This is a genomic window from Micromonospora sp. NPDC049151, from assembly GCF_040648395.1.
Classification (GTDB): domain Bacteria; phylum Actinomycetota; class Actinomycetes; order Mycobacteriales; family Micromonosporaceae; genus Micromonospora.
The window spans coordinates 169,329-194,972 of sequence record NZ_JBEZDP010000012.1 but is presented as its reverse complement, the minus strand read 5'-3'; the positions used below and the strand labels follow the sequence as shown (position 1 = coordinate 194,972).

28 protein-coding genes are annotated in these 25,644 nt (G+C 73.9%); 13 read left to right on the top strand and 15 right to left on the bottom strand.

The window, feature by feature from the left end; translation table 11 throughout:
- The 4 genes from AB0B20_RS16715 to AB0B20_RS16700 all read right to left on the bottom strand — a co-directional run.
- Nucleotides 1-681 (bottom strand): ABC transporter ATP-binding protein (locus AB0B20_RS16715; protein ID WP_357471556.1); only part of this gene is annotated, 681 nt, incomplete at its 3' end.
- A gap of 15 nt (nucleotides 682-696) precedes the next feature.
- Nucleotides 697-1,686, bottom strand: coding sequence for an ABC transporter permease (locus AB0B20_RS16710; protein WP_357390057.1), 990 nt, complete (start codon nucleotides 1,684-1,686; stop codon nucleotides 697-699).
- Between the two features lie 62 nt (nucleotides 1,687-1,748).
- Nucleotides 1,749-3,497, bottom strand: a complete 1,749-nt coding sequence (locus AB0B20_RS16705) for an ABC transporter substrate-binding protein (protein WP_357471554.1) — start codon at nucleotides 3,495-3,497, stop codon at nucleotides 1,749-1,751.
- A gap of 58 nt (nucleotides 3,498-3,555) precedes the next feature.
- Nucleotides 3,556-4,563: an ABC transporter permease gene (locus AB0B20_RS16700; RefSeq protein ID WP_357390053.1), complete on the bottom strand. Its 1,008-nt coding sequence runs from the start codon at nucleotides 4,561-4,563 to the stop codon at nucleotides 3,556-3,558.
- Between the two features lie 403 nt (nucleotides 4,564-4,966).
- On the opposite strand from AB0B20_RS16700, the gene AB0B20_RS16695 reads away from it, so the two are divergent.
- The 3 genes from AB0B20_RS16695 to AB0B20_RS16685 all read left to right on the top strand — a co-directional run bounded on the left by AB0B20_RS16695 (nucleotide 4,967) and on the right by AB0B20_RS16685 (nucleotide 6,518).
- Nucleotides 4,967-5,821: a pentapeptide repeat-containing protein gene (locus AB0B20_RS16695; RefSeq protein WP_357471564.1), complete on the top strand. Its 855-nt coding sequence runs from the start codon at nucleotides 4,967-4,969 to the stop codon at nucleotides 5,819-5,821.
- 99 nt (nucleotides 5,822-5,920) lie between these two features.
- Entirely contained in the window at nucleotides 5,921-6,175 is a 255-nt protein-coding gene (locus AB0B20_RS16690; RefSeq protein ID WP_357390051.1) for a preprotein translocase YidC, read from the top strand.
- Between the two features lie 82 nt (nucleotides 6,176-6,257).
- Nucleotides 6,258-6,518, top strand: a complete 261-nt coding sequence (locus tag AB0B20_RS16685) for a hypothetical protein (protein WP_357390049.1) — start codon at nucleotides 6,258-6,260, stop codon at nucleotides 6,516-6,518.
- Here AB0B20_RS16685 and rnhA read toward each other — a convergent pair.
- The gene (gene rnhA / locus AB0B20_RS16680; RefSeq protein ID WP_357390047.1) at nucleotides 6,437-7,000 is read right to left on the bottom strand and encodes a ribonuclease HI; all 564 of its coding nucleotides are present in this window, start codon (nucleotides 6,998-7,000) and stop codon (nucleotides 6,437-6,439) included. The genes AB0B20_RS16685 and rnhA overlap by 82 nt on opposite strands.
- Before the next feature lie 70 nt (nucleotides 7,001-7,070).
- Here rnhA and AB0B20_RS16675 point away from each other — a divergent pair, with 70 nt between their 5' ends.
- From AB0B20_RS16675 to AB0B20_RS16655, 5 genes are all read left to right on the top strand, one after another.
- A complete protein-coding gene (locus tag AB0B20_RS16675) occupies nucleotides 7,071-7,895 on the top strand; it encodes a tyrosine-protein phosphatase (protein WP_357471550.1) in 825 nt (274 codons plus the stop codon).
- A 163-nt stretch (nucleotides 7,896-8,058) separates the two neighbouring features.
- Nucleotides 8,059-9,174, top strand: a complete 1,116-nt coding sequence (locus AB0B20_RS16670; RefSeq protein ID WP_357471548.1) for a serine hydrolase domain-containing protein — start codon at nucleotides 8,059-8,061, stop codon at nucleotides 9,172-9,174.
- A 73-nt stretch (nucleotides 9,175-9,247) separates the two neighbouring features.
- Nucleotides 9,248-9,643 carry a GntR family transcriptional regulator gene (locus tag AB0B20_RS16665; protein WP_357390061.1) on the top strand — a complete coding sequence of 132 codons (396 nt, stop codon included), beginning with the start codon at nucleotides 9,248-9,250 and terminating at the stop codon, nucleotides 9,641-9,643.
- On the top strand, nucleotides 9,640-10,539 hold the full coding sequence (locus AB0B20_RS16660; protein WP_357390041.1) for an ABC transporter ATP-binding protein: 900 nt from the start codon (nucleotides 9,640-9,642) through the stop codon (nucleotides 10,537-10,539). Before AB0B20_RS16665 ends, AB0B20_RS16660 begins: the two co-directional genes overlap by 4 nt.
- Complete coding sequence (locus AB0B20_RS16655) at nucleotides 10,536-11,507, top strand: ABC transporter permease subunit (protein ID WP_357390039.1); 972 nt, start codon at nucleotides 10,536-10,538, stop codon at nucleotides 11,505-11,507. The genes AB0B20_RS16660 and AB0B20_RS16655 overlap by 4 nt, the downstream gene beginning before the upstream one ends.
- Nucleotides 11,508-11,513: 6 nt before the next feature.
- Here AB0B20_RS16655 and AB0B20_RS16650 read toward each other — a convergent pair whose 3' ends face one another.
- The 4 genes from AB0B20_RS16650 to AB0B20_RS16635 all read right to left on the bottom strand — a co-directional run bounded on the left by AB0B20_RS16650 (nucleotide 11,514) and on the right by AB0B20_RS16635 (nucleotide 14,946).
- Nucleotides 11,514-12,698, bottom strand: a complete 1,185-nt coding sequence (locus AB0B20_RS16650; protein WP_357390037.1) for a lycopene cyclase family protein — start codon at nucleotides 12,696-12,698, stop codon at nucleotides 11,514-11,516.
- A 117-nt stretch (nucleotides 12,699-12,815) separates the two neighbouring features.
- On the bottom strand, nucleotides 12,816-13,973 hold the full coding sequence (locus AB0B20_RS16645; RefSeq protein ID WP_357390059.1) for a DUF6596 domain-containing protein: 1,158 nt from the start codon (nucleotides 13,971-13,973) through the stop codon (nucleotides 12,816-12,818).
- 8 nt (nucleotides 13,974-13,981) lie between these two features.
- Nucleotides 13,982-14,389: a YciI family protein gene (locus tag AB0B20_RS16640; protein WP_357390034.1), complete on the bottom strand. Its 408-nt coding sequence runs from the start codon at nucleotides 14,387-14,389 to the stop codon at nucleotides 13,982-13,984.
- Nucleotides 14,390-14,511: 122 nt separating this feature from the next.
- Nucleotides 14,512-14,946 (bottom strand): DUF6069 family protein, encoded by a 435-nt coding sequence (locus tag AB0B20_RS16635; RefSeq protein ID WP_357390032.1) that lies wholly within the window; start codon nucleotides 14,944-14,946, stop codon nucleotides 14,512-14,514.
- A 169-nt stretch (nucleotides 14,947-15,115) separates the two neighbouring features.
- On the opposite strand from AB0B20_RS16635, the gene AB0B20_RS16630 reads away from it, so the two are divergent.
- The 4 genes from AB0B20_RS16630 (at nucleotide 15,116) to AB0B20_RS16615 (ending at nucleotide 18,323) form a co-directional block, all read left to right on the top strand.
- Complete coding sequence (locus AB0B20_RS16630; RefSeq protein WP_357390030.1) at nucleotides 15,116-16,219, top strand: histidine kinase; 1,104 nt, start codon at nucleotides 15,116-15,118, stop codon at nucleotides 16,217-16,219.
- Complete coding sequence (locus AB0B20_RS16625) at nucleotides 16,216-16,884, top strand: response regulator transcription factor (RefSeq protein ID WP_357390028.1); 669 nt, start codon at nucleotides 16,216-16,218, stop codon at nucleotides 16,882-16,884. Before AB0B20_RS16630 ends, AB0B20_RS16625 begins: the two co-directional genes overlap by 4 nt.
- A 242-nt stretch (nucleotides 16,885-17,126) precedes the next feature.
- Nucleotides 17,127-17,609, top strand: coding sequence for a hypothetical protein (locus tag AB0B20_RS16620; RefSeq protein WP_357390026.1), 483 nt, complete (start codon nucleotides 17,127-17,129; stop codon nucleotides 17,607-17,609).
- A 72-nt stretch (nucleotides 17,610-17,681) separates the two neighbouring features.
- Nucleotides 17,682-18,323, top strand: a complete 642-nt coding sequence (locus tag AB0B20_RS16615; RefSeq protein WP_357390024.1) for a class F sortase — start codon at nucleotides 17,682-17,684, stop codon at nucleotides 18,321-18,323.
- A gap of 3 nt (nucleotides 18,324-18,326) precedes the next feature.
- Here AB0B20_RS16615 and AB0B20_RS16610 read toward each other — a convergent pair whose 3' ends face one another.
- Together AB0B20_RS16610 and AB0B20_RS16605 are read right to left on the bottom strand one after the other, a co-directional pair.
- The gene (locus AB0B20_RS16610; RefSeq protein ID WP_357390022.1) at nucleotides 18,327-19,328 is read right to left on the bottom strand and encodes an aminoglycoside phosphotransferase family protein; all 1,002 of its coding nucleotides are present in this window, start codon (nucleotides 19,326-19,328) and stop codon (nucleotides 18,327-18,329) included.
- Between the two features lie 78 nt (nucleotides 19,329-19,406).
- Nucleotides 19,407-20,087 (bottom strand): tyrosine-protein phosphatase, encoded by a 681-nt coding sequence (locus tag AB0B20_RS16605; protein WP_357471544.1) that lies wholly within the window; start codon nucleotides 20,085-20,087, stop codon nucleotides 19,407-19,409.
- Between the two features lie 100 nt (nucleotides 20,088-20,187).
- Here AB0B20_RS16605 and AB0B20_RS16600 point away from each other — a divergent pair, with 100 nt between their 5' ends.
- Nucleotides 20,188-20,604 (top strand): YchJ family metal-binding protein, encoded by a 417-nt coding sequence (locus AB0B20_RS16600; RefSeq protein WP_357471540.1) that lies wholly within the window; start codon nucleotides 20,188-20,190, stop codon nucleotides 20,602-20,604.
- A gap of 72 nt (nucleotides 20,605-20,676) precedes the next feature.
- On the opposite strand, the gene AB0B20_RS16595 is transcribed toward AB0B20_RS16600, so the two are convergent.
- The 4 genes from AB0B20_RS16595 to AB0B20_RS16580 all read right to left on the bottom strand — a co-directional run bounded on the left by AB0B20_RS16595 (nucleotide 20,677) and on the right by AB0B20_RS16580 (nucleotide 25,596).
- A complete protein-coding gene (locus tag AB0B20_RS16595; RefSeq protein WP_357471537.1) occupies nucleotides 20,677-21,066 on the bottom strand; it encodes a DUF2267 domain-containing protein in 390 nt (129 codons plus the stop codon).
- A gap of 89 nt (nucleotides 21,067-21,155) precedes the next feature.
- Nucleotides 21,156-23,018, bottom strand: a complete 1,863-nt coding sequence (locus AB0B20_RS16590) for a transketolase (protein ID WP_357471534.1) — start codon at nucleotides 23,016-23,018, stop codon at nucleotides 21,156-21,158.
- An 80-nt stretch (nucleotides 23,019-23,098) separates the two neighbouring features.
- The gene (locus AB0B20_RS16585; RefSeq protein WP_357471530.1) at nucleotides 23,099-24,367 is read right to left on the bottom strand and encodes an MFS transporter; all 1,269 of its coding nucleotides are present in this window, start codon (nucleotides 24,365-24,367) and stop codon (nucleotides 23,099-23,101) included.
- Between the two features lie 203 nt (nucleotides 24,368-24,570).
- Nucleotides 24,571-25,596 carry a hypothetical protein gene (locus AB0B20_RS16580; RefSeq protein ID WP_357471527.1) on the bottom strand — a complete coding sequence of 342 codons (1,026 nt, stop codon included), beginning with the start codon at nucleotides 25,594-25,596 and terminating at the stop codon, nucleotides 24,571-24,573.
- Nucleotides 25,597-25,644: the final 48 nt, after the last annotated feature.

Here is a 25,644-nt window from a genome sequence, read left to right as displayed (position 1 = left end):
ACCCAGGTCATGCGTGATCAACACGATCGCCGACCGGAACTCCCCCTGCAAATCCGCAAGCAGATCCAGGATCTGCGCCTGCACCGTCACATCCAACGCCGTCGTCGGCTCATCCGCGATCAACAGATCCGGATCATTCACCAACGCCATCGCGATCATCGCCCGCTGCCGCATCCCACCCGAAAACTCATGCGGATACTGATCGAACCGCCGCGCCGGCTGCGGAATCCCCACCCGACCCAACATGTCCACCGCCCGCGACCGGGCCTCGCGTCTGCCGGCCCTCGGATGATGCACCCGGAACGCCTCAGCGATCTGCCTACCCACCGAGTAGTACGGATGCAACGCCGACAACGGATCCTGAAAAATCATCGCCATGTCCCGGCCCCGCAGCCGCCGCACCTCCTCCTCACCCAACCCGACGAGCTGACGCCCACCCACCCAGATCTCCCCCGACACGGCCGCCCGCTTCACGTCGTGCAAACCCAGGACCGCCAGCGACGTCACACTCTTACCCGAACCGGACTCACCCACGATCCCCAACGTCCGACCCCGCTCCACCGCGAACGACACACCGTCCACGGCCCGCACCACACCGTCCTCGGTGTCGAACCGCACCCGCAGATCCCTGACCCGCAGGTACGGGCCCTCGCCGCGACGCGGCGCCGGAAGCTCCACCATGTCCGTCTCCTCCCGTCAGCTCAGCCGGACCCGTGGGTCGATCACCGCGTACAGCACGTCGACGACGATGTTGGCGACCACGATGAACACCGCCGCCAGCAGCACCGTGGCCATCACCACCGGCAGGTTGAGGAACTGCACCGCCTCCACTGTCGCCTTGCCGAGACCCTGGAGGCCGAAGATGGTCTCGGTGATGAACGTGCCGCCGAGGCTGGTGCCGATGTCCAGCCCGGCGATCGTGACGATCGGGGTGATCGCCGCCCGCAGCGCGTGCCGGGTGTGCACCTTGCGTGCGGGCAGCCCCTTCGCCCGGGCGGTACGGACGAAGTCCTCCGACAGCGTCTCCAGCATCTGGGCCCTCGACAGCCGGGCGTACAGCGCCGAGTTGAGGAAACCCAGCGTCATCCAGGGCAGCAGCAGCCCGGCGGCCCAGCGCAGCGGGCTCTCGGTCAGCGGGGTGTAGGTGGGGAACGGCAGCAGTCCGGTGGAGTAGACGAGCAGGTAGAGCAGGATCAGCCCGAAGAAGTAGACCTGCATGGACGCCCCGGCCAACGTGACGCCGATGGCGGCGCGGTCGAACGCCGTACCCCGGCGTAGTGCCGACACCATGCCCAGCGAGATGCCGAGGCCGAGCCAGAGCACGGCGCCGCCGAGGACGATGCTGAACGTCACCGGGGCGCGCTGGGCGACGATCTCGGTGACCGGCTGGTTGTTGCGGAACGAGTAGCCCAGGCAGGGCGCCGGGCAGTCCTGCCGGAAGTCGCCCTCGCCGTAGGTACGGCCGGCGAAGACGCCGCTGACGAAGTCGGCGTACTGCCGGGGCAGCGGCTGGTCGATGCCGAGACGGCGCTCGACCTGGGCGATGTCCTCGGCCGTGCAGTTCTTGCCGCACATCACCTTCGCCGGGCTGCTCGGCACCGCGAAGAAGAGACCGAACGTGACGAGGCTGATGACGACCAGGGTCAGGGCGGCGACGAGCAGCCGCCGTACGACGAAACGGAGCACGGGAACACCTCCCCCGGGGTGGGCGCGGGGACGGCGGCCGTGGCCGCCGCCCCGCGCGGCTGTCACTTCTTCACGTAGATGCCGTTGAGCGAGATGATCCCGAACGCGTCGCTGAGGAAGGCGTTGCCGACCTTCGAGCCGTGCAGCTCGTATGTGGCGTCGTAGTAGCAGGGCACCACCGGGGCGTACTTCTCCATGATCGTGCGGTCGAGCGCCATCCAGCCGGCGTCCTGCTCGGCGGCCGGCAGGTCGCGGACCCGGTCGATCTCCGCGCTGACCGACGGTTCATTGAGGTACGACAGGTTCTGGTTGCCCTCGGCCACGATCTCCCGTCCGTCGTAGACCGGCGGGATGACGGTGGAGCCGGTGGGCCAGTCCGAGCCCCAGCCGGTGAGGTAGAGGTCGTACGGGTTGTCCTTGCGGCCGACCTCGTCGTAGTAGCTGCTGTTGTCGATCGGCTTCATCACGATGTCGAAGCCCATGTCGGTGAGGTTCTTGCGCAGCGCCTCGGCCTGCTGGGTGCGCAGTTCCAGGTTGGAGTGGGCGAGGACCAGCTTCGGCCGCTTGCCGGCGAGCAGCTCGGCGGTCTTGGCCTTGTCGCCGGTGACCGGGGCGTTGAACAGGTCGTACTTCACGAAACCGGCGGTGGTGGGTGACATGAGCGTGCTGGCCGGCGAGCCGGCGGCCTGCCCGCCGAGCACCTTGAGCAGGGCGTCCTTGTCGACCGCGTAGTTCAGCGCCCGCCGGACGTTCAGGTCGGTGACCCGCTGGGTGTTGATGCTCAGCACCCAGTTGTACTGCGTCGGGCCGCGTACCACCCGGTCGGCGACGCCGGATCCGGTGGTGCGGGGCAGCACCGACGGCGGCACGTCCGACCAGCTCAGCGCCGCCTGGTCGGCCGGCCCGTCGGCGACCAGCCGCTCGGCGATCTGGGCCTGCTCCAGGCCGAACGTCATCCGGATCGCGTCCGGGTACGCGTTGCGGATCGGGTCGGTCGCCGGATCCCAGTTGGGGTTGCGCTCCAGCTCCAGCGACACGTCACGCTGGTAGGACTTCACCCGGTACGGCCCGGACGAGAACGGCCGCAGGTCGTAGTTGGCACGGGTGTCCTTCGCCGCGGGCACCGGCGCGCTGGTGGGCAGCGCCGCCGCGTACGGCAGGTCGCAGTGGGGCTGCGGGAAGGTGAACCGGATGGTGCGGTCGTCGGGGGTGGTGACGCCGTCGGGCATCGGCTTGCCGCCGTCGTACGGTCCCTTGTAGGTGGCGTTGTACGCCCCGCCCGGGTAGAGCCACTGCTGAATGTAGTGCGGACCCTCGTTGAGGTTCGCCGCGAACGACCTCGCGATACCGTGCGCGACGTCCTTGCTGGTCACCGGCGTGCCGTCCTCGTACTTCACGCCGTCGCGCAGGGCGAACTCCCAGACCTTGCAGTCGCCGTTCACGTCCTTGCCGGGGTTGGTGGCCAGGTCGCCGACGAGCAGCAGCTTGCCGCTGCCGTCCTCCTTGTAGCCGTTGAGCGCGCGGTACAGCAGCCCGCCGGCTACCTGCTGCACGTTCACGTAGTTGCGCGCCGGGTCGAGGTGCTCGAAGTCGGCCGGCTGCATGACGGTGAGGATGCCGCCCCGGGCCGCCCCGTCGACGTCCTTCGCCGGGCCCTGGTTGTCGGCGGCCTCGTACGAGATCGAGCCGCTCTGGGTCTTGGTCTTCTGGTCGTCGCCGCCCCCGCCGTCGTCGGTGGTGGGGCTACAGCCGGCGGCGACCAGCGCCGCCGCGGCGAGGACACCTGTCAGTGTCCGGGTTCGTGCGCGCACGGTGTGCTCCTTCCTGCCCGGCGGCCCCCGCCGGCCGGGCATGTGACGGCCGTGGGGACTACCGGGTGGAGCGGGGATCCAGCGAGTCGCGCAGCGCGTCACCGAGCAGGTTGAACGCCAGGACCAGCAGGAAGATCGTCAACCCGGGGAACAGGGTGTACCAGGGGTCGCTCGCGACGTAGCCGATGCTGTTGAAGATCATGCGGCCCAGGTCGGGCGTGGGTTCGGTGACGCCGATGTTGACGAACGCCAGCGCCGCCTCGATGGCGATGAACTGCGGCACCATCAGCGAGACGGTGACCAGGATCGGCGCCCAGATGTTCGGCAGCAGCTGCCGCAGCAGGATGTGCGCGGTGCCGGCGCCGGCGGCCCGGGCCGCGTCGACGAACTCCCGCTCCCGCAGCGAGATCACCTGCCCGCGGACCAGCCGCGCGGTGTACGTCCAGCTGAACAGGCCGAAGGTGGCGACGATCAGGGCCACCCGGAACGCGGGCGACGGCGCCTCCCGGTCGGAGTAGAAGCGGTCCTGGAGGATCGGGATGACCGCGAGGGCGAAGATGAGGAACGGGAACGCCAGCGTGAGGTCGATCAGCCAGTTGACGACGCTGTCCAGCCAGCCTCTGGCCCAGCCGGCGAGCACGCCCACCGCGACCCCGATTCCCGATGCCAGCAGCGCCGAGGTGAAAGCGATGAACAGGGACGTCCGCAGTCCGTAGACCAGTTGCATGAGGATGTCCCGGCCGCTGCCGGGTTCGAGGCCCAGCCAATGGTCGGCGCTGATTCCACCGGCGTATCCGATCGGCATTCCGAAATCGTTGAGCCGGCCGGCGAACTTGTCGGTCGGGTCGATTCCGGTGAGCCTGCCGAGCAGCGGCGCGCCGAGCGCCACGGCCGCTGCGACGGCGAGCGTCACCGCGCTGGCCCGGGCCGTACGGTCGCGTTTGAGCCGCAGCCAGGCGAGCTGATTGGGTGACCGGCCGACGAATTCGCCGGGCCGGCCGGCCGGGGCGACAACGGCCTCGACGTCGGGGCCGGGGCCGGCCGGTGGGTGCGCCAGTTCGCTCATGAGCAGTCCTCCCGATGGGGACGAAAACGCCCTGCCACCCGACGGTAATGCGTTCCGGAGCACTGAGAAGAATCGTTCCGGTAACGGCCGTTCCGGTTGTCGCGCATTGACAACGATCCGGCCTACGGAATGCATCGGCGCAATAACGGCGCGATTCGGTTGTCAGCCTTTCAGCCACCCGTACAGCGGTTTCGTAATGCGTTGCCGCAAGGCGCTCAAGCCGTTGTCAGCCGTTCGGGCATTCTCCGCCCACCTTCCCCGCCCACCCCGTCGATCATGAGGTTGGCGGGGCTCCCGGGCCGGCTTGTCGCCGTCAACCTCATGATCGACGGGGTGGGGTGAGGTGGGCTGGGGACGGTGGGTGGGGAGAATGGGCGGGGTGTTCGGAGGGGGAACTGTGGGGGTGCGCGTGGTGGGCGGGCGGGAGTTGCGGGCGGACTGCTCGCGCTGCGCCGGGGTGTGCTGCGTCGCGCCGGCGTTCACCGCGTCGGCCGACTTCGCCATCGACAAGCCGGCCGGGCGGCCCTGCCCGAACCTGGGTGCCGACTTCCGCTGCGGCATCCACACCGAGCTGCGCCAACGCGGCTTCCCCGGCTGCACCGTCTTCGACTGCTTCGGCGCCGGTCAGCACCTCACCCAGCACACGTTCGCCGGCCGCGACTGGCGGGCCGACCCGGCCACCGCACAGCGGATGTTCGACAGCTTCGCGGTGCTGCGCCCGCTGCACGAGCTGCTGTGGTACCTGACCGAGGCGGTACGCCTGACCCCGCCCGGCCCGCTGCGCGGCGAGCTGACCGCCGCGCTCGACGAGACCGCCCGGCTCACCGACGGCACCTCTGACGACCTGCTCGCCCTCGACGTCGACGCACACCGGGACCGGGCCAACCGCCTGCTGTCCCGCGCCGCCGAACAGGCCCGCGCCGGACGGGCCGGCCCGGACCGCCGGGGCGCGCTGCTGATCGGTGTGGACCTGCGCCGTACCCAGCTGGCCGGCGCGAACCTGCGCGGCGCCTGCCTGATCGGCGCCGACCTGCGGGGCGTACGCCTCGGCGCCGCCGACCTGACCGGCGCGGACCTGCGCGGGGCCGACCTGCGCGGCACGGACCTGGGCGAGTGCCTGTTCACCCACCAGTCGCAGCTCGACGCCGCACGCGGCGACCGCCGCACCGTCCTGCCGCCGGGGCTACGCCGCCCGGCCCACTGGTCCCTGACCCTGACCCCGGCCCGCCCCCAGCCACGCCGCCCCCGCCCCCGCTGACGCCACCCGGGCCCGCCCGCTCCCGGCCGGGGTGGGGTTTGGTGGGGGTGGGGTGGGGTAGGCGGCGCGGACGACGACCGATCGACGGGAGGGGCACCGGTGGGGTATCGGGCACGCGACGGTGAGGAGCCGGTCGACCCGGCGCACGCCGAGGACGAGGCCGGGCAGGTTCCGCTGGTGCAGACGGCCGCGGACACCGACGTGCCGGCGCCCACCCCCGGCACGCCGAAACCGGACGAGGTGACCGAGGACGACGGATCCGGCATGGCGGGCGGCGCCTCCGGCAGCAGCTCGGGCGGCTCCTCGATGCCGACCCACCCGGACGCGGCCCGCGGGCCGGACGCCGCCACCTGAACGGGCACCGCACGGACGAGGCCACCGAACGGACCCGGGCCACTCGACGTTTGCCGTCACCCGCTGCGGGCAGGAGTGCGACATGACCAGTGAAGAGTCCTTCGGCCGCGCGGGCGGCGACGAGCCCGACGGCGCGACCGCGTACGAGGCGTCCCTGCGCCCGCCGGGCGAGTCCCTGCACACCACAGACGACACCGGTGACGACTTCGCCGACCTGCCCGCCGAGGAGCGGCGCTCGGCACGGGAGGTCAGCCGGGCCGGTTACGACGTCGCTGCGGTCTCCGGCGCCGGCGACCCGTCCGAGGAGCCGGAGGAGATCGAGGAGGGTCGGCCGCTGCGCTGACGCGCGCGCGGGGTGGCGGCCACACCGCCCCGCGCCTCGGTCATGCCCCGGTTCGCCAGCGCGTCGGCGCGTTCGTTCTCCGGGTGCCCGTTGTGGCCCTTCACCCACAGCCAGGTCACGTCGTGCCGGGCGCAGGCCGCCTCCAGCGCCTGCCACAGGTCGGCGTTCTTCACCGGCTGCTTCGCGGCGGTCAGCCAGCCGTTGCGCTTCCACGCGTTCAGCCAGCCGGTGATGCCGTTGCGCACGTACGTGCTGTCGGTGTGTAGCCGTACCGTGACCGGGCGGGTCAGGCTCTCCAGCGCGCGGATGGCGGCGGTCAGCTCCATCCGGTTGTTCGTGGTCGGGGTGGCCTCGCCGCCGCAGAGTTCCCGCTCGTGCCCGCCCCAGCGCAGCACCGCACCCCAGCCGCCGGGCCCGGGATTGCCGCTGCACGCGCCGTCGGTCCAGATCTCCACGACCCGGCCGGTCTCCGCCTCCGCCATGCCCGGCAACCTACCGGGTACGCGGGCGCGCGGGACCACCCGACCCGCCGCGCCCGGCTACCGTGCGGCCATGACCACTCCCCCCGGCTTCGCCACGCTCTGCAACTTCCGTGACCTCGGTGGCTGGCGGACCGGCGACGGCCGCACCGTCGCCCGGGGCCGGCTCTACCGCTCCGACTCGCTGGCCAAGCTCGCCGGTGACGATCTGGAACGGTTCGCGGCGCTCGGTGTCCGCACGGTGATCGACCTGCGGTACCCGTGGGAGATCGCCGACCGGGGCCGGGCGCCGGAGAGCCTCGGCGTGACCTGGCACAACCTGAGCATCGAGCACCGGCCGTACGTGCAGGCCGACATCGATCCCGACGTGGACCCGTGGCGCTACCTGGCCGACCGGTACGCCGAGGTGGCCGAGGACGGCGTGGCCGAACTGCGGCAGGCGCTGGAGGTGATCGCGTACGGCGAGCTGCCGCTGGTGTTCCACTGCGCCTCCGGCAAGGACCGCACCGGGCTGCTCGCCGCGCTGGTGCTGGCCCTGCTCGGCGTGGACGACGAGCAGATCGCGACCGACTTCGCGCGCACCGTGCAGGCCACCGACCGGCTGGTGGCCGAGTGGCGGGACCGCAACGGCGGCGCGACGCCGGGCTGGCCCGCGTACGGGCGGGCGCCCGCCGACATCATCCGGCTGGTGCTGGCCGATCTGCGGGCCGCACACGGCTCGCCGCACGGCTACGTGACCGGCCGGCTCGGTGTCGGCGAGGAGACCATCGCCGCGCTGCGCGCCCGGCTGCTCACCGGCGACGCCAGCCCCGTGCCCGCCCAGGGCACCCCTGGCAGCGCGAGCCCGCTGCCTGCCCAGGGCACCACCGGCGGTACGCCGACCGCGGTCACCCGCTGAGCATCGCCTGATGGTCGCCGGCACCGGGATCCCCCGGCGACCCGCCGCGAACGAGCACGCGGTGACGCCGGGCGAACCGGCGCCACCGTGGCGGCGCGAATCGGACGGCCGACGGCGAAAAGCAGACGACGCCGTCGCCCCCGGTCTGGCACGCTGCGAGATCGTGGACACGCGGTGGGACGGCCTGCGGGCCGAGGTGCGGGCGACGATCGGTGAGCTGGTCTCCTCGGGCCGGGAGGCCGGGGTGCAGGTGGCCGCGTACCTGGACGGCTTTGCGATCGTCACCGAGCAGGCCGGGCTGGCCGACACCACGTCGGGCCGGCCCATGTCCGCCGACACGCCCGTGCACGCGGTCTCCACCGGCAAGGGACTCACCGCCACTGTGGTGCACGTGCTGGCCGAGCGGGGCCGCCTCGACTACGACCTGCCACTCGCGGCGGTGTGGCCGGAGTTCGCCCGCCACGGCAAGGACGGCATCACGCTGCGGCACGTGCTCACCCACACCGCCGGCCTGCCCGCGCTGCCCGCCGGCGTCACCCCGGAGGACTTCACCGACTGGACGCGCATGTGCGCGCTGCTGGCCGACGCGCGGCCGCTGTGGACACCCGGCGAACGGCTGGCGTACCACGCCTGGACGTGGGGCTGGCTGCTCGGCGAGGTGGTCCGGCGGGTCACCGGCCTGCCGGTCTCGCGGGTGCTCGCCGACGAGGTGGCCGGGCCGCTCGGCGTGGACCGGGAACTGTTCCTCGGCGTGCCCGAGGCGGACCTGCCCCGGCTGGCCCGGCTGGAGGACGCCGGGCTGTCCGCGCTGATGACCTGGGCCGGGGCCAACCTGCCGCACTTCGACGCGGTCGCCCCGCCCGCGGTACGCCCGGACACCGTCATCGGCTCCCGCCCCGACGTGCTGCGCGCCGACGTGCCGTCGGTCGGCACGATGAGCGCCCGCGCGGTGGCCCGGATGTACGCGGCGCTGCTCGGCCCGGTCGACGGGGTGCGGCTGGTCTCCGCCGAGCGGATGCGGGAGGTGTCCGCACCGGCGGTACGCGCGCAGGAGTGGGTGTTCGGGCAGGAGAGCGCGTTCGGCCTCGGGTACGCGGTCGAGGACGACGGATCGTTCGGCACCGCCGGCAGTGGCGGCAGCCTCGCGTTCGCGTACCCGGAACTGGGGTTGACGGTGGCGGCGTTGCGCAACCGGCTCGGCGCGGGCGACGGCGACCCGATGGAGCGACTGCGGACGCTGGTGCGCGACCGCGTCGCCGAGGCGACCGGCCACCGATAGGGCCACGGAGGACTCCGCCCACGCGACCCTCCTGCTTTACTATGGTCCTAGTAAAGCAGTGAAGGGGCTGACCGTGTTCGTCTTCCGGCTCGACACCCACTCCGGCGTGCCGCCGTACCTGCAACTCGTCCAGCAGGTCCGCCAGGCGGTGCTGCTGGGCTTCCTCCAACCCGGCGACCGCCTCCCGCTCATCCGCGAGGTCGTCGAGGACCTGGCGATCAATCCGAACACCGTCGCCAAGGCGTACCGGCAGATGGAGCAGGAGGGACTGGTCACCGGCCGGCCCGGCCAGGGCACCTTCGTCACCGAGCGGCAGTCGGCCGCGATGTCGGCGGCGACGTACACGTCGCTGCGCCGCGGCCTGGAGACCTGGCTGCGCCGCGCCTACGCGGCCGGCCTCGACGAACAGGCGGTCGACGCGTTGTTCACCTCCGTCCACCAGCAGACGAGGAATGAGGACGTGGCGTGACGGCGACCGGGTTCGCGCTGCGCACCGACGGTCTGGGCAAGCGGTACCGGAAGGGCTGGGCGCTGCGCGACTGCACAGTGGCCCTGCCGGCGGGCGGCGTGATCGCCCTGGTCGGGCCGAACGGCGCGGGCAAGACCACGCTGCTGCGCCTGGTCGTCGGGCTGCTGGCACCGAGCACCGGCACTGTGGAGGTCCTCGGCCACGACGTCACGGACAGCACCCCGCGGACTCTGGCCCGGGTCGGGTTCCTGGCCCAGGACCACCCGCTGTACAAGCGCTTCACCGTCGCCGAGATGCTCCGCTTCGGCAGGGCCTGCAACATGCGGTTCGACAGCGGGCTGGCCGAGCGCCGGCTGGCGAGGCTGGGCATCCCGCTCGACCGCAGGGCCGGTGCGCTCTCCGGCGGGCAGCAGGCCCAGGTCGCGTTGGCGCTGGCCCTGGCGAAGCGGCCCGACCTGCTCGTCCTCGACGAACCGGTGGCCAGCCTCGACCCGCTGGCCCGGCACGAGTTCCTCCAGGTCCTCATGGGCGCGGTGGCCGAGGGCGGGGTGACAGTCCTGTTCTCCTCCCACGTCGTACACGAGCTGGAGCGCGTCTGCGACCACCTGGTCGTGCTCAACCAGGGCCGGGTCACGCTCACCGGCGACATCGACACCCTCCTCGCCGAGCACCGGCTGCTCGTCGGCCCGCGCACGGCCCACGACCCCGACCGGTCCGGCGCCGTCGTGGAGGCCGTCCACAGCGACCGGCACACCACCCTTCTGGTACGCGACGGCGGGCTCCCCGCCGCGCCCGGGTGGCAGGCCCGGCCGGTCGCGCTGGAGGACCTGGTGCTGGCGTACCTGCGCCGGCCGTCCGAGCCGGACGCCGCGCTCACCCCGGAGGTGACGGCATGACGTGGCTGATCTGGCGTCAGCACCGGAGCGAGGTCTGCGTCCTGGGTCTGCTCGTCGGCCTGTTCGGCGTCGCCCTGCTCGTGCTCGGGACGCAGGCCCACGACCTGTTCCCCGGCGGTCCCGCCCGGTGCGCGGGGCAGGCCGGCGTCGACGGGGCCTGCGCGGCCTCCTTCCGCCGGCTCGACGAGCAGTACGGCTACGTCGAGAACCTCCTGGCGGCCTTCTACCTGGTCCCCGTCGTCATCGGCGCGTTCCTCGGCGCGCCGCTGCTCGCGCGCGAGCTGGAGGACGGCACCTGGCAGCTCGCCTGGACACAGGCCGTGCCGCGGATGCGCTGGCTGGCGGCCAAGCTCGCGGCGCTGGCCGGCGTGACCGTCGCGCTCACCGGGATGTTCACCGCTGTGCTCACCTGGTTCCGTCAGCCGTTCGACGCGTGGGAGGGGCGGTTCCAGTACGACGCCTTCGACCTGGAGGGCCTCGTCCCGGTGGCGTACGCGCTGTTCGCCTTCGGCGTCGCCACCGCCGCGGGGGCGGTCCTGCGGCGCAGCCTGCCCGCGTTCGGCGTCGCCTTCGGGGCGTTCCTCGCCGCCCGGATGTCGGTGGCGCTGCTGGCCCGCCCCGCGTACGCCACGCCGCTCACCGCCATGACGCCGGTCCGGTCCGGCGGCGCGCAGGAGCAGGCGGGGCAGCGGCCCGGCATCGCCGACTGGGTGATCGAACACGGCTACGCGGACGCCACCGGGCGCAGGCTGAGCCGGACCGAGTACGACGAACTGGCAGGCGCCGCCGACCGGGCCGGCACCAACCTCAACCAGTTCCTGCACGCGCGCGGCATCCAGCGGTTCGGCGTCTACCACCCCGCCGACCGGTTCTGGACGTTCCAGCTCATCGAGGCGGCAGTGTTCGTCGCCGTCGCGGCGATCCTGATCGGCGTGGTGGTGTGGCGGGTACGGCGCCGGATGATCTAGTGCGGGCTAGCGGCGCAGCCGGGCACGCAGCCGGCCGGCCGCGTCACCGAGCACCGCGCCGGTCATGGGCAGCAGCGGGCTGGACCGCATCACCGCCAGATCCTCCGCCGGGCTGGTGACGCCGTCGAGGAACCGCAGCACCCGCTCCGGCGGGTTGCGGTCGAACAGCCGCTCAAAGAACTCCACCCCGCCGACGTGCCCCCGGTCCAGCGCCCGCAGCGCCACCGCGTCCATCCACAGGTGCCGGCCCGGGTACGCGGGCGCCGGGACCGGCGGGCGGCCGGCGGCGAGCGCCAGTGCCACCTGGTCGGCCTGGCGCAGCATCGCGGAGAACGTGAATCCGGTGGACGGGCGGGTCGCGCCACCGCCGGTGCCCAGCCGCACCACGCGCGGACTCGGGCGGGACTCGAACGGGCCGTCGGTCATCGGGATCACGCCGTCCTCGACCTCCCGCACCCGCAGCGCGGTCAGGTCCAGACCGAGCAGGCCGGCGTACCCGCGCAGCGCCGCGTCGTAGCCGGCGTCGTCGAGCAGTTCCGGCCCGAACTCGGTGTACTCGACGAGCGCGAACCGGTCGTCGACAGGCAGCACGTACCCGAAGGACACCCCGCGCTGCGGCTGCGGCGTGCGGAAGTCCATCAGCACCGCCCGCTGCGGATCGAACGTCGGCCGGTCGGCGGCCAGCCACCAGCCCCGGAAGTGCTGCAACCAGCTCGTGCGCCCCGGCCGCTTCGGCCGCCGGGGCCGCGAGTCGAGCACCCAGCCGGCCCGCACCAGGTCCCGCCCGTCCGGGTCGCGGACCGTCACCCGCTCGCCGTCGTCACGCAGCTCCCCCGCCGGGACGCTGATCCGCACCGCGTCCAGCCGCCGCTCGGCCTCGGCAGCCCGGTCGTAGACCGGGGCGGAGCGGAGCATGGCGTACCGCAGGGGGTCGAGCGTCAGGACGCGGCGCCCGGCGGGCGTGACCACGTCGACCTGCGACCAGCTCGCGCTCAGCAGCGGGTCCAGGTCGTCGCCGGGCCGGCCCCAGAACGCCCAGGTGCGGTCCTGGCCGCGCTTGTGCACCGGGTCGACCACGGCGACCCGCAGCCCGGTCACGCCGTGCCGGTCCAGCGCGGCCAGGACCAGGGACGCGGCACCGCCGCCGCCGACCAGCGCGAGGTCGACGTCGACCGGGAGGGATGCGTGCATCAGGCCACGCTGCCACATCGGCCGGCGCCGCCACCGGCCGACCCGCGCTCACCCCCATCCGCAGGCGGGCGGCGAGGTCGTCGGCGAGCCGGGCCAGCACCCGCGTCCGCGTCCCGCTCATCCGTCGGCCCGCGCCGGGCGGCGGCTGTTGAGGCGGGCCGCCTGCCGGTTCAGGTGGTCGCGTTCGGCCAGGCTGGACGCCCGGCGGGCCGCCTCCGCGTAGAGGCACGCCGCCCGGTCCGGGTCGCCGTCGCGTTCGTGCAGGTACGCGGCCACCGCCGTGTACCGGGGCAGCGAGTCGTCGAGGGCGGCGAGCGCCGCCAGCCCGGCGCGCGGGCCGTCCGCCTCGCCGACGGCCACCGCCCGGTTGAGCCGGGCGATCGGGCTGCCGGTCAGGCGGACCAGCTCGTCGTACCACTCGACGATCTGCACCCAGTCGGTCTCGGCGGCGGTGGGCGCGTCGGCGTGCAGCGCCGCGACGGCGGCCTGGGCCTGGAACTCGCCCAGCCGGTCCCGGGACAGGGCGGTCTGGAGGATGCCCACACCCTCGGCGATCAGCGCGGTGTCCCACCGGCTGCGGTCCTGCTCGGCCAGCGGCACCAGGCTGCCGTCGGGCGCGGTCCGCCCGGCCCGGCGCGCGTGGTGCAGCAGCATGAGCGCGAGCAGCCCGGCCACCTCCGGGTGGTCGATCGCGGCGGCGAGCTGCCGGGTGAGCCGGATCGCCTCGGCCGCCAGGTCCACGTCGCCGGAGTAGCCCTCGTTGAACACCAGGTACAGCACCCGCAGCACGGTGGCGACGTCACCGGGCTGATCGAAGCGGACGCCGGAGACGGTGCGCTTGGCGCGGCTGATCCGCTGCGCCATGGTGGCCTCCGGCACCAGGTACGCCCGCGCGATCTGCCGGGTGGTGAGCCCGCCGACGGCGCGCAGCGTCAACGCGACGGCCGACGACGGGCTCAGCGACGGATGCGCGCAGAGGAAGTAGAGCCGCAGCGTGTCGTCCACCGCCGGCACCGGCCCGGGCGGCGGCTCCTCATCCACGAGGTCCTCGCGCCGACGCCGTGCGGCGTCGGCGCGGGCCGCGTCCAGGAACCGCCGCCACGCCACTGTGACCAGCCAGCCGCGCGGATCGCGGGGCGGGTCGGACGGCCAGACGCGCAGCGCCTCGACGAGCGCGTCCTGCACGGCGTCCTCGGCCGCCGCGAAGTCGGCTCCGCGGCGGACGAGGACACCGAGCACACCCGGGATGAGGCTGCGGAGCGCGACCTCGTCCATCGGACGGATCACTCGGTGATGGTGGGCGGCGCGGTGAGGAACGGGCGCAGCTCCAGCCACTCGTGGATCGGCTTGCCGCCCTGGCCGGGCGCGGCCGACAGCTCCGCGGCCAGTTCGAGCGCGCGCTCGTAGCTGTCCACGTCGATCACCATCCAGCCGGCGATGAGGTCCTTCGTCTCGGCGAACGGGCCGTCGGTCACCGGCGGGCGTCCCTCGCCGTCGTAGCGGACGAACGTGCCCTCCGGGGCGAGCGCCTGCCCGTCGACGTACTCGCCGCTCTCCTGGAGCCGCGCCGCGAACTCCTGCATGTAGCGCACGTGCGCGGAGATCTCCTCCGGCGTCCACTTGTCGATCATCGGCATGTCGGTCACCGGGGTCGGGCCGCCGCGGTAGTGCTTCAGGAGCAGGTACTTCATCGGTGTCTCCTCGTGGAGGGTGCGACCCATTCTGGCCGCGTTCACCCCGGGGACGAAGCAGGCGTTGCGTTCTCGACATCCGGTGGCGGAGGAATTTCGGGCGTCACATCGCGCAGGGCGTCCTAGGAGGCTAGTTCTGACGGGTCCGGGCCGGTGCGGCGCAGGCCGGTGATCAGCACCGCGCCCACGACCAGGTGAAGCGCCACCAGCGTCAGCTTCGCCGCGCCGCCCACTCCCCCGCCCAGCGGCCCGAGCAGGGACACCAGCAGCACCAGCACCGCGACCACCGTCCAGGCGCTCCGGGCCCGGCCGGTGAGCCGCTCCAGCACGGCCAGCAGCGCCCAGCCGGCCAGCCCGGCGAGCAGCGTGCTCACCACCACGGCCACCGGGGTCACCCGCTGGTCCGTGGAGCCGCTGCGCGCGATCAACTCCACCCCCGCGACCGGTACCGCGACCACCCAGCCCAGCAGCGCGGCGGCGGTGACCGCGAGCACCGTCAGCAGGCGGTCCCGGCGGCGATTCGGGCGGGCGGCGACGGTCGGGATCGTGGTCTCCATCGGTGACTCCTCCACATCGGTACGACTGCCGGAAACGCTAGGTCCGGCGGGCCGCCGTACGGATCGGGCCGCGGAGCGGTTCCCGGCTCCGTCGCCGGACCGACCACCGGCCCGGATCTCCGTCTGGCGACCGATGAGAAACGGCGGGCCGGCGGCCTAGCATCCGGACATGAAGTGCGCGCCCCGGCCCCGGTTCCTGCTGCTGCTCGACGGCGGCATCGCCACCGTGAGCCTCGCCGTGTGCCTGCTCGCGCTGCTGGCCTCCGACGCCGGACCGGACACGACCGGCGCGACAGCCGTCGCGGTCGGGCTCGCCGTCGCGCAGGCCAGCTGTCTGCTGTGGATCCGGCGCCACCCGGGGTACGCCGTCGGCGTCGCCGCGCTGGCCGGCCTCGGCCTGGAGGCGCTCTGCCCGCAGCTCGGCTGGCTCGGCCTGGTCGCGGTGCCGCTGGCGTACGTGGCCCGGCTGCGCCCGCCCCGGTACTCGCTCGTGGCGCTCGGGCTGCTGCTGGCGCCGACGCCGTGGAAGCTGGTCACCGGCGGCTGGCGGGACCTGCTGCTCGCGGTGACCGCGCTGGCCCTGGCCTGGGCGCTCGGCGAGTTGCAGCGGGCTCAGGCGCAGCGGCGCTGCGCCTGGGAGCGGCACGTGCTCGCGGCCGAGCGGGAACGCATCTCCCGGGAACTGCACGACGTGGTCGCGCATCACGTCGCTGTCATCGCGGTGCAGGCCGCCGCCGCCGAGGACGTGTTCGACACGCAGCCGGCCCAGGCGCGGGCCGCGCTCGGCGCGATAGACGCGGCGGCCCGGTCGGCGCTCACCGAACTGCGGGCCATGCTGCACGCGCTCGCCCTCGACGACGGGTCCGGACAGGACGGACCGCAGCCGGGGCTGGCGCAGCTCGACGCGCTCGCCGACGCGGTACGCGCGGTCGGCCTGCCGGTGACGTTGCACCGGGAGGGCGACGGCGAGGCGCTGCCCGGCGGGGTGCAGCTGTCGGCGTACCGGATCGTGCAGGAGTCGCTGACGAACGCGCTGCGCCACGGGCACGCCACCCGCGCCGACGTGGACGTCCACTACCGCGACGGCGTCCTGCGGCTGGAGGTCGTCAACGACGGCCCGGCGCCCGCCCGCCGGCCCGGAACGCCCGCCGGGCGCGGCATCGTCGGCATGCGGGAGCGGGCCCGGCTGCTCGGCGGCACGCTCGACGCCGGCCCGCTGCCGGCCGGCGGGTTCCGGGTCCACGCACGGCTGCCGGTCGGGGTGACCCGGTGACGGTGCGGGTGGTGATCGCCGACGACCAGGAGCTGATCCGCGCCGGACTGCGCACGGTGCTCGACGCGCGGCCCGACCTCACAGTGGTCGGCGAGGCCGCCGACGGCGTCGAGGCGGTGACGGTGGCGACCCGCACCCGGCCGGACGTGGTGCTGATGGACGTCCGGATGCCCCGGCGCGACGGCATCGCCGCCACCCGGGACCTGGTGGCCGCCGGCAACCCGGCGCGAGTGGTCATGCTGACCACGTTCGACCTGGACGAGCACGTCTACGCCGCGCTGCGCGCCGGGGCCAGCGCGTTCCTGCTCAAGGACACCCGCCCGGCCGACCTCGCCGAGGCGGTACGCGTGGTGGCCCGGGGCGAGGCGCTGCTCGCGCCCACAGTGACCCGGCGGCTGCTGGACCGGTACGCCGACCGGCTGCCCGCGCCCGCGCCTGTCGCCGACGCGCTCGCCGTGCTGACCGCCCGTGAGCGGGAGGTGCTGACGCTCACCGCGCGGGCACTGTCCAATGCGGAGATCGCCGCCCGGCTGCACCTGAGCACCGCCACCGTGAAGACGCACGTCTCGGCGATCCTGACCAAGCTGGGCCTGCGCGACCGGATCCAGGCGGTGGTGCTCGCGTACGACACCGGACTGGTCCGGCCGGAGCCACCGGTCCGGTAGCCGGCGAACCGGACACCGGCCCCAGACGTGCCGGACCGGGCTGTTCCGCCGTCCGGCCTGGCCCGGCATGTCCGCCGTCTCGCGGCGGCAGGGAGCACACCGGACGGCAACGAAGATTTCTCAATTACCCCCAGTGACCGCCGCAACCCTCCTAGTGTTGGCCACACCGGTGCTCGTCACGGAGTTGGCCACCCGAACGACGTCCCACGCCTACAGCGGACGAAAAGTGAGGGAAGACGCGGATGAAGGCACAGTCATTTCTCGGATCGGCGGCGTTCGGCGTGGGCCTCGGCGCACTGCTGCTCCCGGCCGCCGCGCTGGCGGACACCAGGGTCTCACCCGCCACCACCCCGGTCGGCGGCACCGTCGTACTGACCACCACGTGCAACCCGAACGCCGGTGACGCGATCTTCCGGGTCACCGGCCCGGACCGGGACCAGAACGTCAGGTCCACCACCGCGGCCGCGGGCGGCGGCCTGAGCGCCGAACTGTTCACCGCCGGGTTCACGCTCGGCACGTACACCGTCGCCACCACGTGCGGCGACGGCAGCGACGGCGGCAGCGCCACGTTCACCGTCACCCCGATCGGCGGCGCGCAGGCCGGTGGCGGCGGACGCGACGGCGACACCGGCGTGCTCGTCGCCGGCGGCGTGCTGGCCGCCGGGGCGCTCGCCGGCGGCGCGTACGCGGTCGTCCGCCGGCGCCGCGCGGGCGCCACGGCCTGACCGGCTCGCCGAGCGGCCCACCCGCGCCGGACGTCCCGGCGCGGGCGCCGCGTCCTGTCGGACGGAGGTGGGATGCTGTCGGAGTCGCAGCGGCGGGCGCGTCTGCGCACCGTCGTTCTGGTCACCGCCGTCACGCTCGCCGCAGCCACCGGCGCCGGACTGGTCTCGGCCGGGCTCGGCAGCACGTCGACGCCGCCACCGCAGCCCGGCGTATCCGCCGCGCCCGCCACCGAACGCCCCGGTACGGCCGGCCCGGCACTTTCCCGGTCCACGCCGGTCCGGGTCTCCATCCCGCGCATCGGCGTGGACGCCGAGGTCGTCCCGGTCGCCACCGACGCCGACGGCGCGCTGGAGGTGCCGCCGCTGGAACGGCCAGAGGTCACCGGCTGGTACCACCCCGGTCCCGCCCCCGGCCAGGCCGGCAACGCGGTTCTGGTCGGGCACGTCGACTCGCAGCACGGCCCGGCGGTCTTCTTCGACCTCGGGCGGCTGCGCGGCGGCGACACGATCCGGGTGCTGCGGGCCGACGGCCGGACCGCGACGTTCACTGTGGACGGCGTCGGCGCGTACCCGAAGGAGCGCTTCCCCACCGCGCGGGTCTACGGCGGCGACGCGGCGGCCCGGCTGCGGCTGATCACGTGCGGCGGGCGGTTCGACCCGGGTACCGGCAGCTACCCGGACAACATCGTCGTCTTCGCCACCGCGACCCGGTGAGGCTCAGCCGGCCAGGTCGGCCAGTTCCGCGCCGAGCAGCTTCGCCAGCAGCTCCACCCGGCCGGGATCGTTGCCGGCGGTGATGTTCCGGCTGGGCATCTCGACAGTCATCAGCAGATAGAGGTAGAGCCGGTAGAGCCCGAGCCGCCGCCGCGCCCCGGCGTCGAGCGGGAACGGCGCCGCCGCCCGGTAGGCGCGTACCAGCGGGTCGTCCGGCTCGTCCTCGGCGCGGCGGAACAGCAGCGGCGACACCAGGTCCATCAGCGGGTCGCCCCACAGGTACCGCTCGCCGTCGACCAGGCCGCTCAGTCGCGGCGTGCCGTCCGGGCCGTCGACGGCGAGCACGTTCCCGGCCCAGCCGTCGAAGTGCAGCAGCGCCGGGCGGCGGACCGCGTCGAGCACCGTCGCGTGCCGGGCCACCAGTTCCCGGATCCGGGACGCGGGCACCGGCAGCGGCACGGCCCAGTCCGCCGAGTCGGCGAGCATGTCGTCCACCATCGCCGTGTACGCGTCCCGCCACGTCGCGCCGGAGGCCCGGTCGCCGTCGTAGCCGTACCGCTCGCCGGTGACGGCGTGCAGCGCGGCGAGCGCGCGCCCGAACTCCGCGCGCAGCGGCCCGACGTCCGCGCCGGCCCGGGTCAGGTCCCAGAGGGTACGACCTGGCAGCCGCGCCATGAGCAGCCAGTCGCCCAGCTCGGGGTCGGTGCCGTGGTGCAGCAGCGCCGGCGTCGGCACCCCCGGCGCGCGGCCGGCTACCAGGCGCAGGTAGTGCGCCTCCGCGCCGATCATGTCGCGCTCGTAGCGCAGCAGCGGCACGTGCGGCGGCGGACCGACCTTGAGCACCACCTCGCGGCCGTCGGTGAGGCGTACCCACCAGACGGCGGCGAACCCGCCCCCGGTCAGCGGGCCGCAGCCGGCCACCTCGGCGCCGGATCCGAGCGAGGCGGTCAGGTAGCGGCGGACCTGATCGGGGTCGAGGACACGCTGAGTCGGACTCACACTCATGGACCGGGGAGCGTAGTGCCTGCGTCGTGGGCGCAGCGATCGTGAAGACGTGCGGCACCGGCCGGCGGGACGACCGGTTCAGGCAAGAACCCCCCGCAGGGCCTCCAGTTCGGCCTCGGTGGCGCCGGCAGCCTGGAGATAGGCGGAGACCGAGCCGTGGTGGCTGCGGATCCACACCATGGCATGAAGCAGGTGCGCTGCGGTCACCGGGCGGGTGCCGTGTCCGATCGCCGCGCCGGCCGGCGATCCGGTGAGGCCCAGAGCGGCGTTCGAGCGCAGGAAGTCCTGGGTGACCTCCGCATCGGAAGCATTCAGGAGAGTCTGGATGACGGCGACGACGACTCCGGTGCGGTCCTTGCCGGAGGCGCAGTGGACCAGGGCAGGTAGCGCACCGGGGGTGATGAGCTGCCGGATGATCGCGACGGTGGCACGACCGGCCTGCTCAGCCATGTACGGGTACAGCGCCACCTGGTCGTCCGGCCAGCTCTGCTCGGTGAACACCGGAAAGTGCCACTGCTTGACGTCGAGACCCGCGCACCGGTCCGGCCGGTCGGCCACCTCTCGGATGCTGCGGAGGTCGATGACCGTGCGTAGCCCGAGATCCTCCAGCTCCCGGGCACCCTCGGGCGTCAGGAGATGCAGGGCGCCAGAGCGATACAGGACCCCACGGCGCAACGATCCGACGCCGCCCGCGTCGCGGAAGTTCCGGACGCCGGAACCGCCGGTGGTGGCGTCGGCCGTGGCCCCACGAGTGATCATGGAGGCGACTATACGAGGTGCACCCTCTCACCCTGTCCCGTCCGGGATATCCCGGCCTACCGGCGGCGAGGGCGATCGTGGTGTAAGAGAGAATCGCCGGGTGGCGAGACGGAAGGCGCGCGAGGGCGCGGGTGAGCGTCCGGCGGCCTGCCCGTGTGGCACCGGCCGGCCGTACGCGGACTGCTGCGGCCCGGTGCACCGGGGCGAGGCGACGGCGGCGACAGCGGAGGCGCTGATGCGGTCCCGGTTCAGCGCGTTCGCGCTCGGCGACGCGGTTTACCTGCGGCACAGCTGGCACTCCACCACCCGGCCCGACCGGCTGGAGCTGGATCCGGGCACCCACTGGACCCGGCTGGAAATCGTGGAGACCGGGCAGGGCGGGCTGTTCGACAGCGCCGGTACGGTCCGGTTCCGGGCGCACTACCGCGAGGGCGGGCAGGCGGGCGTGCTGGCCGAGCACAGCCGCTTCGCCCGCGAGGACGGCCGCTGGGCTTACTTGGACGCGCTGCCGCAGTGACGCCGCCCCGTCGGCTGTTAACAAGGGGCCCTTCCTCTACCGGAGGCGTTAAGAGGGGGCCCTTCCTTTCGCCTAGGCGGGGCGCGGGGCGGGCTGAGCGAGTTCGGCGATCTCCCGGGGCAGCTGGGACAGCGCCCGGTTGAACTGGGCCGGCCCGATCACCCGGTGCAGGGCCTGCAACACCGCCCGGGCGCCGCGCTCGGCGTCGGACGGTGTCGCGCCGGAGCGTTCGGCGACCCGGCGCAGGAACTCGTCGTACCCGAAGACCTCGGGGTCGTCGACCCGGGCGCGTGCCAGCAGCGGACGCAGCTCGTGCGCGACGTGCGCGGACAGGTCGTCGGCCTCGCCGCCGCTGATCCGCTCGGCGAGCGTGCGCAGTGTCGCCTCGGTCAGCGCGCGGGCCGTCTCCACCGGCACGCCGGCGCGGGCGGACACCCGCGCGTAGAACTCCGGTTCGGCCATCGCCCGTCCTCCCGTCGCACCGGCAGCGTGGCTACCCGCCGACGGCCCCGGCAAACACCGCCCCGCGCCGCCGGGGGGCGAGCACCGGCTCAGGCCAGGGACCGGGCCGCCGAGACGATCGCGCCGACGCCGATGCCGGCCCGGTCGAGCTGCTGGGCGGGGGTGCCGGAGCCGGGCAGCCCGCGTACCGCCAGGTGGTTGACCCGGGCCGGTTCGCCCAGGTCGGCCAGCGCCTCCAGCACCGCGGAGCCCAGCCCGCCCTCCGGGTAGTGGTCCTCGACCACGACGAGCCGCCCGCCGGTCTCCACCACCGCCTCGGCGAGGCGCTGCCGGTCCACCGGCTTGATCGAGTACAGGTCGATCACCCGGGCCTCGATGCCCTCGCGGGTCAGCTCGTCGGCGGCGGCGAGGCAGAGGTGCACCGTCACGCCGGTGCCGAGCAGCGCCACGTCCCCGCCGTCACGCGGCATCCGGCTGCCGCCGATCGGGAACGGCTCGGCGTCGTCGTAGAGCACCGGGTACGCGCCGCGCGTCGTCCGCAGGTAGCTGACCCCCGGGTGGTCGGGCAGCTGGGCGACCAGGGCCGCGCAGGAGACCGCGTCGGCCGGGCACAGCACCGTGGAGCCGGGGACCGCGCGCAGCGCCGCGATGTCCTCCAGCCCCATCTGGGACGGGCCGTCCGGGCCGATCTCCACCCCGGCGTGCGAGCCGACGAGCGCGATGTCGGCGCGGGAGACGCCGGCCATCCGGATGAAGTCGTACGCCCGGGACCAGAACGCGGCGAACGTCGCGGCGAACGGCCGGTAGCCGCGCACCGCCAGGCCCACCGCCGCGGCGGCGAGCTGCTGCTCGGCGATGAACATCTGGAAGAACCGATCCGGGTACGCGGCGGCGAAGCGTTCCGCCCGGGTGGAGTCGCTGACCTCGCCGTCGAGCGCTACCACGTCGGGCCGGGCGGCCCCGAGGGCGCGCAGCGCGTCGCCGTACGCGTCCCGGGTGGCGACCTTCGCGCCGCGGGAGTACGTCGGCAGTTCCGGTCGCCGGTTCTGCGGCGCGGCGGCCCGGGGCGCGGGTGGTGGTTTCGGTCCGGCGACCCGGATGCGCCGGGGGCCGCCGAGCGCCCGGACGGCCCGGTCGGCCAGCTCCGGGTCGAACGGCTTGCCGTGCCAGGCCGGGTCGTTCTCCACCTCGGGCACGCCCCTGCCCTTGACCGTGCGGGCCAGCACCACTGTCGGCCCGGTGGCGTCGCGTGCCTGCCCGTACGCCTCGTCGATCGCGCCGAGGTCGTGGCCGTCGACGACGATCGCCTGGCAGCCGAACGCCTCGACGCGCCGCCGGTAGGTGTCCAGGTCCCACTCCAGCTCGGTGGGGCCGCGCTGGCCGAACCGGTTGACGTCCACGATCGTGGTGAGGTTGCGCAGCCCGTAGTGGCCGGCCTTGTCCAGCGCCTCCCACACCGATCCCTCGGCGGTCTCGCTGTCGCCGCAGAGCACCCAGACGTGCGCGGGCGAGCGGTCGAGGTACTGGGCGGCCAGCGCCACCCCGACGCCGACCGGCAGGCCCTGCCCGAGCGAGCCGGTGGCCACGTCCACCCAGGGCAGCACCGGCGTCGGGTGACCCTGCAGGCGCGAGCCGGCCCGCCGGTACGTCTCCAGCAGCTCCTGTTCGCTGATCGCGCCGGTGGCCCGGAACACCGCGTACAGCAGTGGCGAGGCGTGCCCCTTGGAGAAGATCAGGTGGTCGTTGCCGGGGTTGTCGGGGTAGGACCAGTCGTAGCGCAGGTGCCGGGCGACCAGCACGGAGAGCAGGTCGGCGGCGGACAGGCTGGACGTGGGGTGCCCGGAGCCGGCCATCGTGCTGCACCTGATGGCGTCCACCCGCAGTTGGGCGGCCAGTTCGGCCAGCCCGGTCAGCTCCTCGTCGCGCAGTGTGCGCTCTGCTTCCAACGTCACCGCGATCGTCTCCCGGGGTCGCCGAATTTCCGGACCAACGCTAGGCCGCGAACGCGACCATTGGCCCCCTTTCTGGCGATTCACGCCCGACCGGTGAGCAGCCAGAGCGCCACCAGCAGGTACGGCAGGACCGCGACCGCGAAGGCCGCCGGGTTCCCCACGGCGCCGGCGAGCAGCCCGTACCCGCCGTAGAAGGCGACGACTGTCAGATCGGTGGCCATCCCGGCCAGCGAGGTGACCGTGGCCCGGGCCGACCCGGCGATCCGGGCCTGGAGCCGCACGTCGGCGAGCACGGTGGCCAGCTGGAACGCGGCGAACGCGGCCGCCAGCAGCAGGAACCCGGCGGGGTGCCGCAGCAGCGCCCCGGCCGCCGTCGCCGTCGCCGCGAACACCAGCAGACCGGCGTACCCCCGGTGGGTCAGCCGCTCGCCCAGCGGCGCCAGCAGCCCGCCCACCGTCATCCCGGCCCACACCAGCAGGAGCAGCAGCGGTACGCCCGCCTCGGCCGTGCCGGTGTCGGCGGCCAGCAGCCCGGTGTACTCGTCGAGCCCGCCCCAGATCGCGGTGACGGCCGCGACCAGCAGCACGGCGGCGCGGACGCGGCGGTCGGCCCGCACCTCGGCCAGTCCGAGCCGCAGGCTGTCCAGCCAGCCGGGCTCGTCGTCACCCGGCTTCTCCCCCGGCCCGACGTTCGCGCCCGGAGCGTCCAGGGCGGCGTTCGGGAGCGGTCCGCCCGGCCCGACGCCCGGCGGCGCCGCGGCGGGTGGTGGGCGGTGTTCCGGGAAGCGGGCCGCGACGGCCGCCGCCAGCAGGCACGTCGCCACGCTCGCCGCGCCGACGGCGAGGTAGCCGCCGAGCGCGAACACCGGCCCGGCGAGCACCCCGGACCCGACCGCGCCGAGCACCTCGGCGGTGCGGGTCCGGCCGATCAGCCGGGCGTACCGGTCGGTGGCGCCGAGGCGTTCCAGCTCGGTGAAGACGAGTGCCTCCAGCGCCCCGGAGCGCAGCGCGCCACCGGCGCCCCAGAGCAGGAAGCCGACGGCGAACGCCGGATAGGACGGCAGCAGCACCCAGAGCGCGAACCCGGCGGCGGCCAGCAGCGGCGCCAGGCAGAGCAGCAGGCGGCGCGACACCGCGTCGGCCCACACGCCGGAGGGCACCTCCAGCAGGATGCCGGCGGCCGCCCAGAGCACGAACAGCGAGGAGATCTGCCCGACCGACAGCCCGGTGTCGGCGAACAGCAGCACGTAGAGCGGGTAGAGCAGGACGAGGTCGGTGAGGAACGCGTACCCGTAGAGCGTCGCCGCCAGGCGGCGGGTAGCGGGCACGCGGGCCGGAGCGACGAGCATGGAACCTTCCCACGGGACGTGACGGACACCGGTCGCATTGCACGGCGTCCGCGGCGGCCCGCGGCCTCGTCGCTCAGGAAGGCATCAACATCGCCAGGTCATGCCGGGATCCTATCCGCCGCGAGGCGCCCGGGTGGTCCCCGGCGGGCACGAGATCGGGGCGGGACCGTGCGGTCCCGCCCCGATTCGTCGCCGCTGTCGGGTCAGCGGCGGAACTTCTCCACGTCGGCCTGCGGAATGACCATGGTGGCCTCGCTGTCCGCGGCCTGCTCGGCGGTCGGCTGGCGCGGCGTGGCCGGCTGGGTGCGCTCGGAGTCGGCGTACGCCGGAATGTGCTGCGTGGCCTCCGCGCCCGCCTGCGACGGCACCGGCTCGGTGGGGTCCACACCGGTGGCGGCCGGGGCCGACGGGGTGGCCGGGTACGCCGGGACCGGCTGGGTGCGGTCCGCCTCGGCGTCGCGGCTCACCGGCTGGGTCAGCTCCGAGTCCGCGTACGGGCCGGAGGCCGCGAGGCGGGCCTCGACGTCACGCCGGCCGGCCTGGTAGGCGCGGGCGTGCGTGGCGATGGTGCGCGACTCCTCCTCGGCCCGGGTCAGCCAGTTCTCCCAGCGGCTCTGCATCGGCCGGACCAGCCCGCCGCCGACGCCGACGACCAGGATGCCGCCGATGGTGGCGAGCACCGCGATCAGCACCGGGGTGGTGACCGTGGTGGCGACGCCGATCTGGTTGAGCGCGGCGATGACACCGAGACCCAGGATGAACACCGAGGCGAGGTTCGCCAGCACCCGGCCGTACGAGAGGCCGCCGAGCGCGCTGGAGATGATGTCCTTCACCGCGCGGGCGATGGCCGCCGCGACCACCACGATGACGATGGCGACGAACGCCCGGGGCAGCCAGGCGATCACGCCGGCGATCAGGTCGGAGATGGGGTTCGGGCCCCAGATGCCGAACGCGAGCTGGAGCGTGACCAGCAGCACCCCGTAGTAGGCGAGCTTGGCGACGATGTCGCTGGCGTCGTACTTGGAGCGGGCCAGCGCGGTCTTGATCCCGCCGCGCTCGACGGCGCGGTCGAAGTGGACCCGCTCCAGCACCTTGTCGACGAGCTTGAGCACGGCCTTGGCGATCAGCCAGCCGGCGACCAGGATCGCGATGAACGCGACCGCCTTGGGCAGGAACAGCATCACCGAACGGAACGCGTCGCCCACCGCGTCCCCGAAGTTGTCTCTCATCGAAGGGCCTCCACGTACGTGGTCCAGGTTTGTTCGGGTGGGGCTACC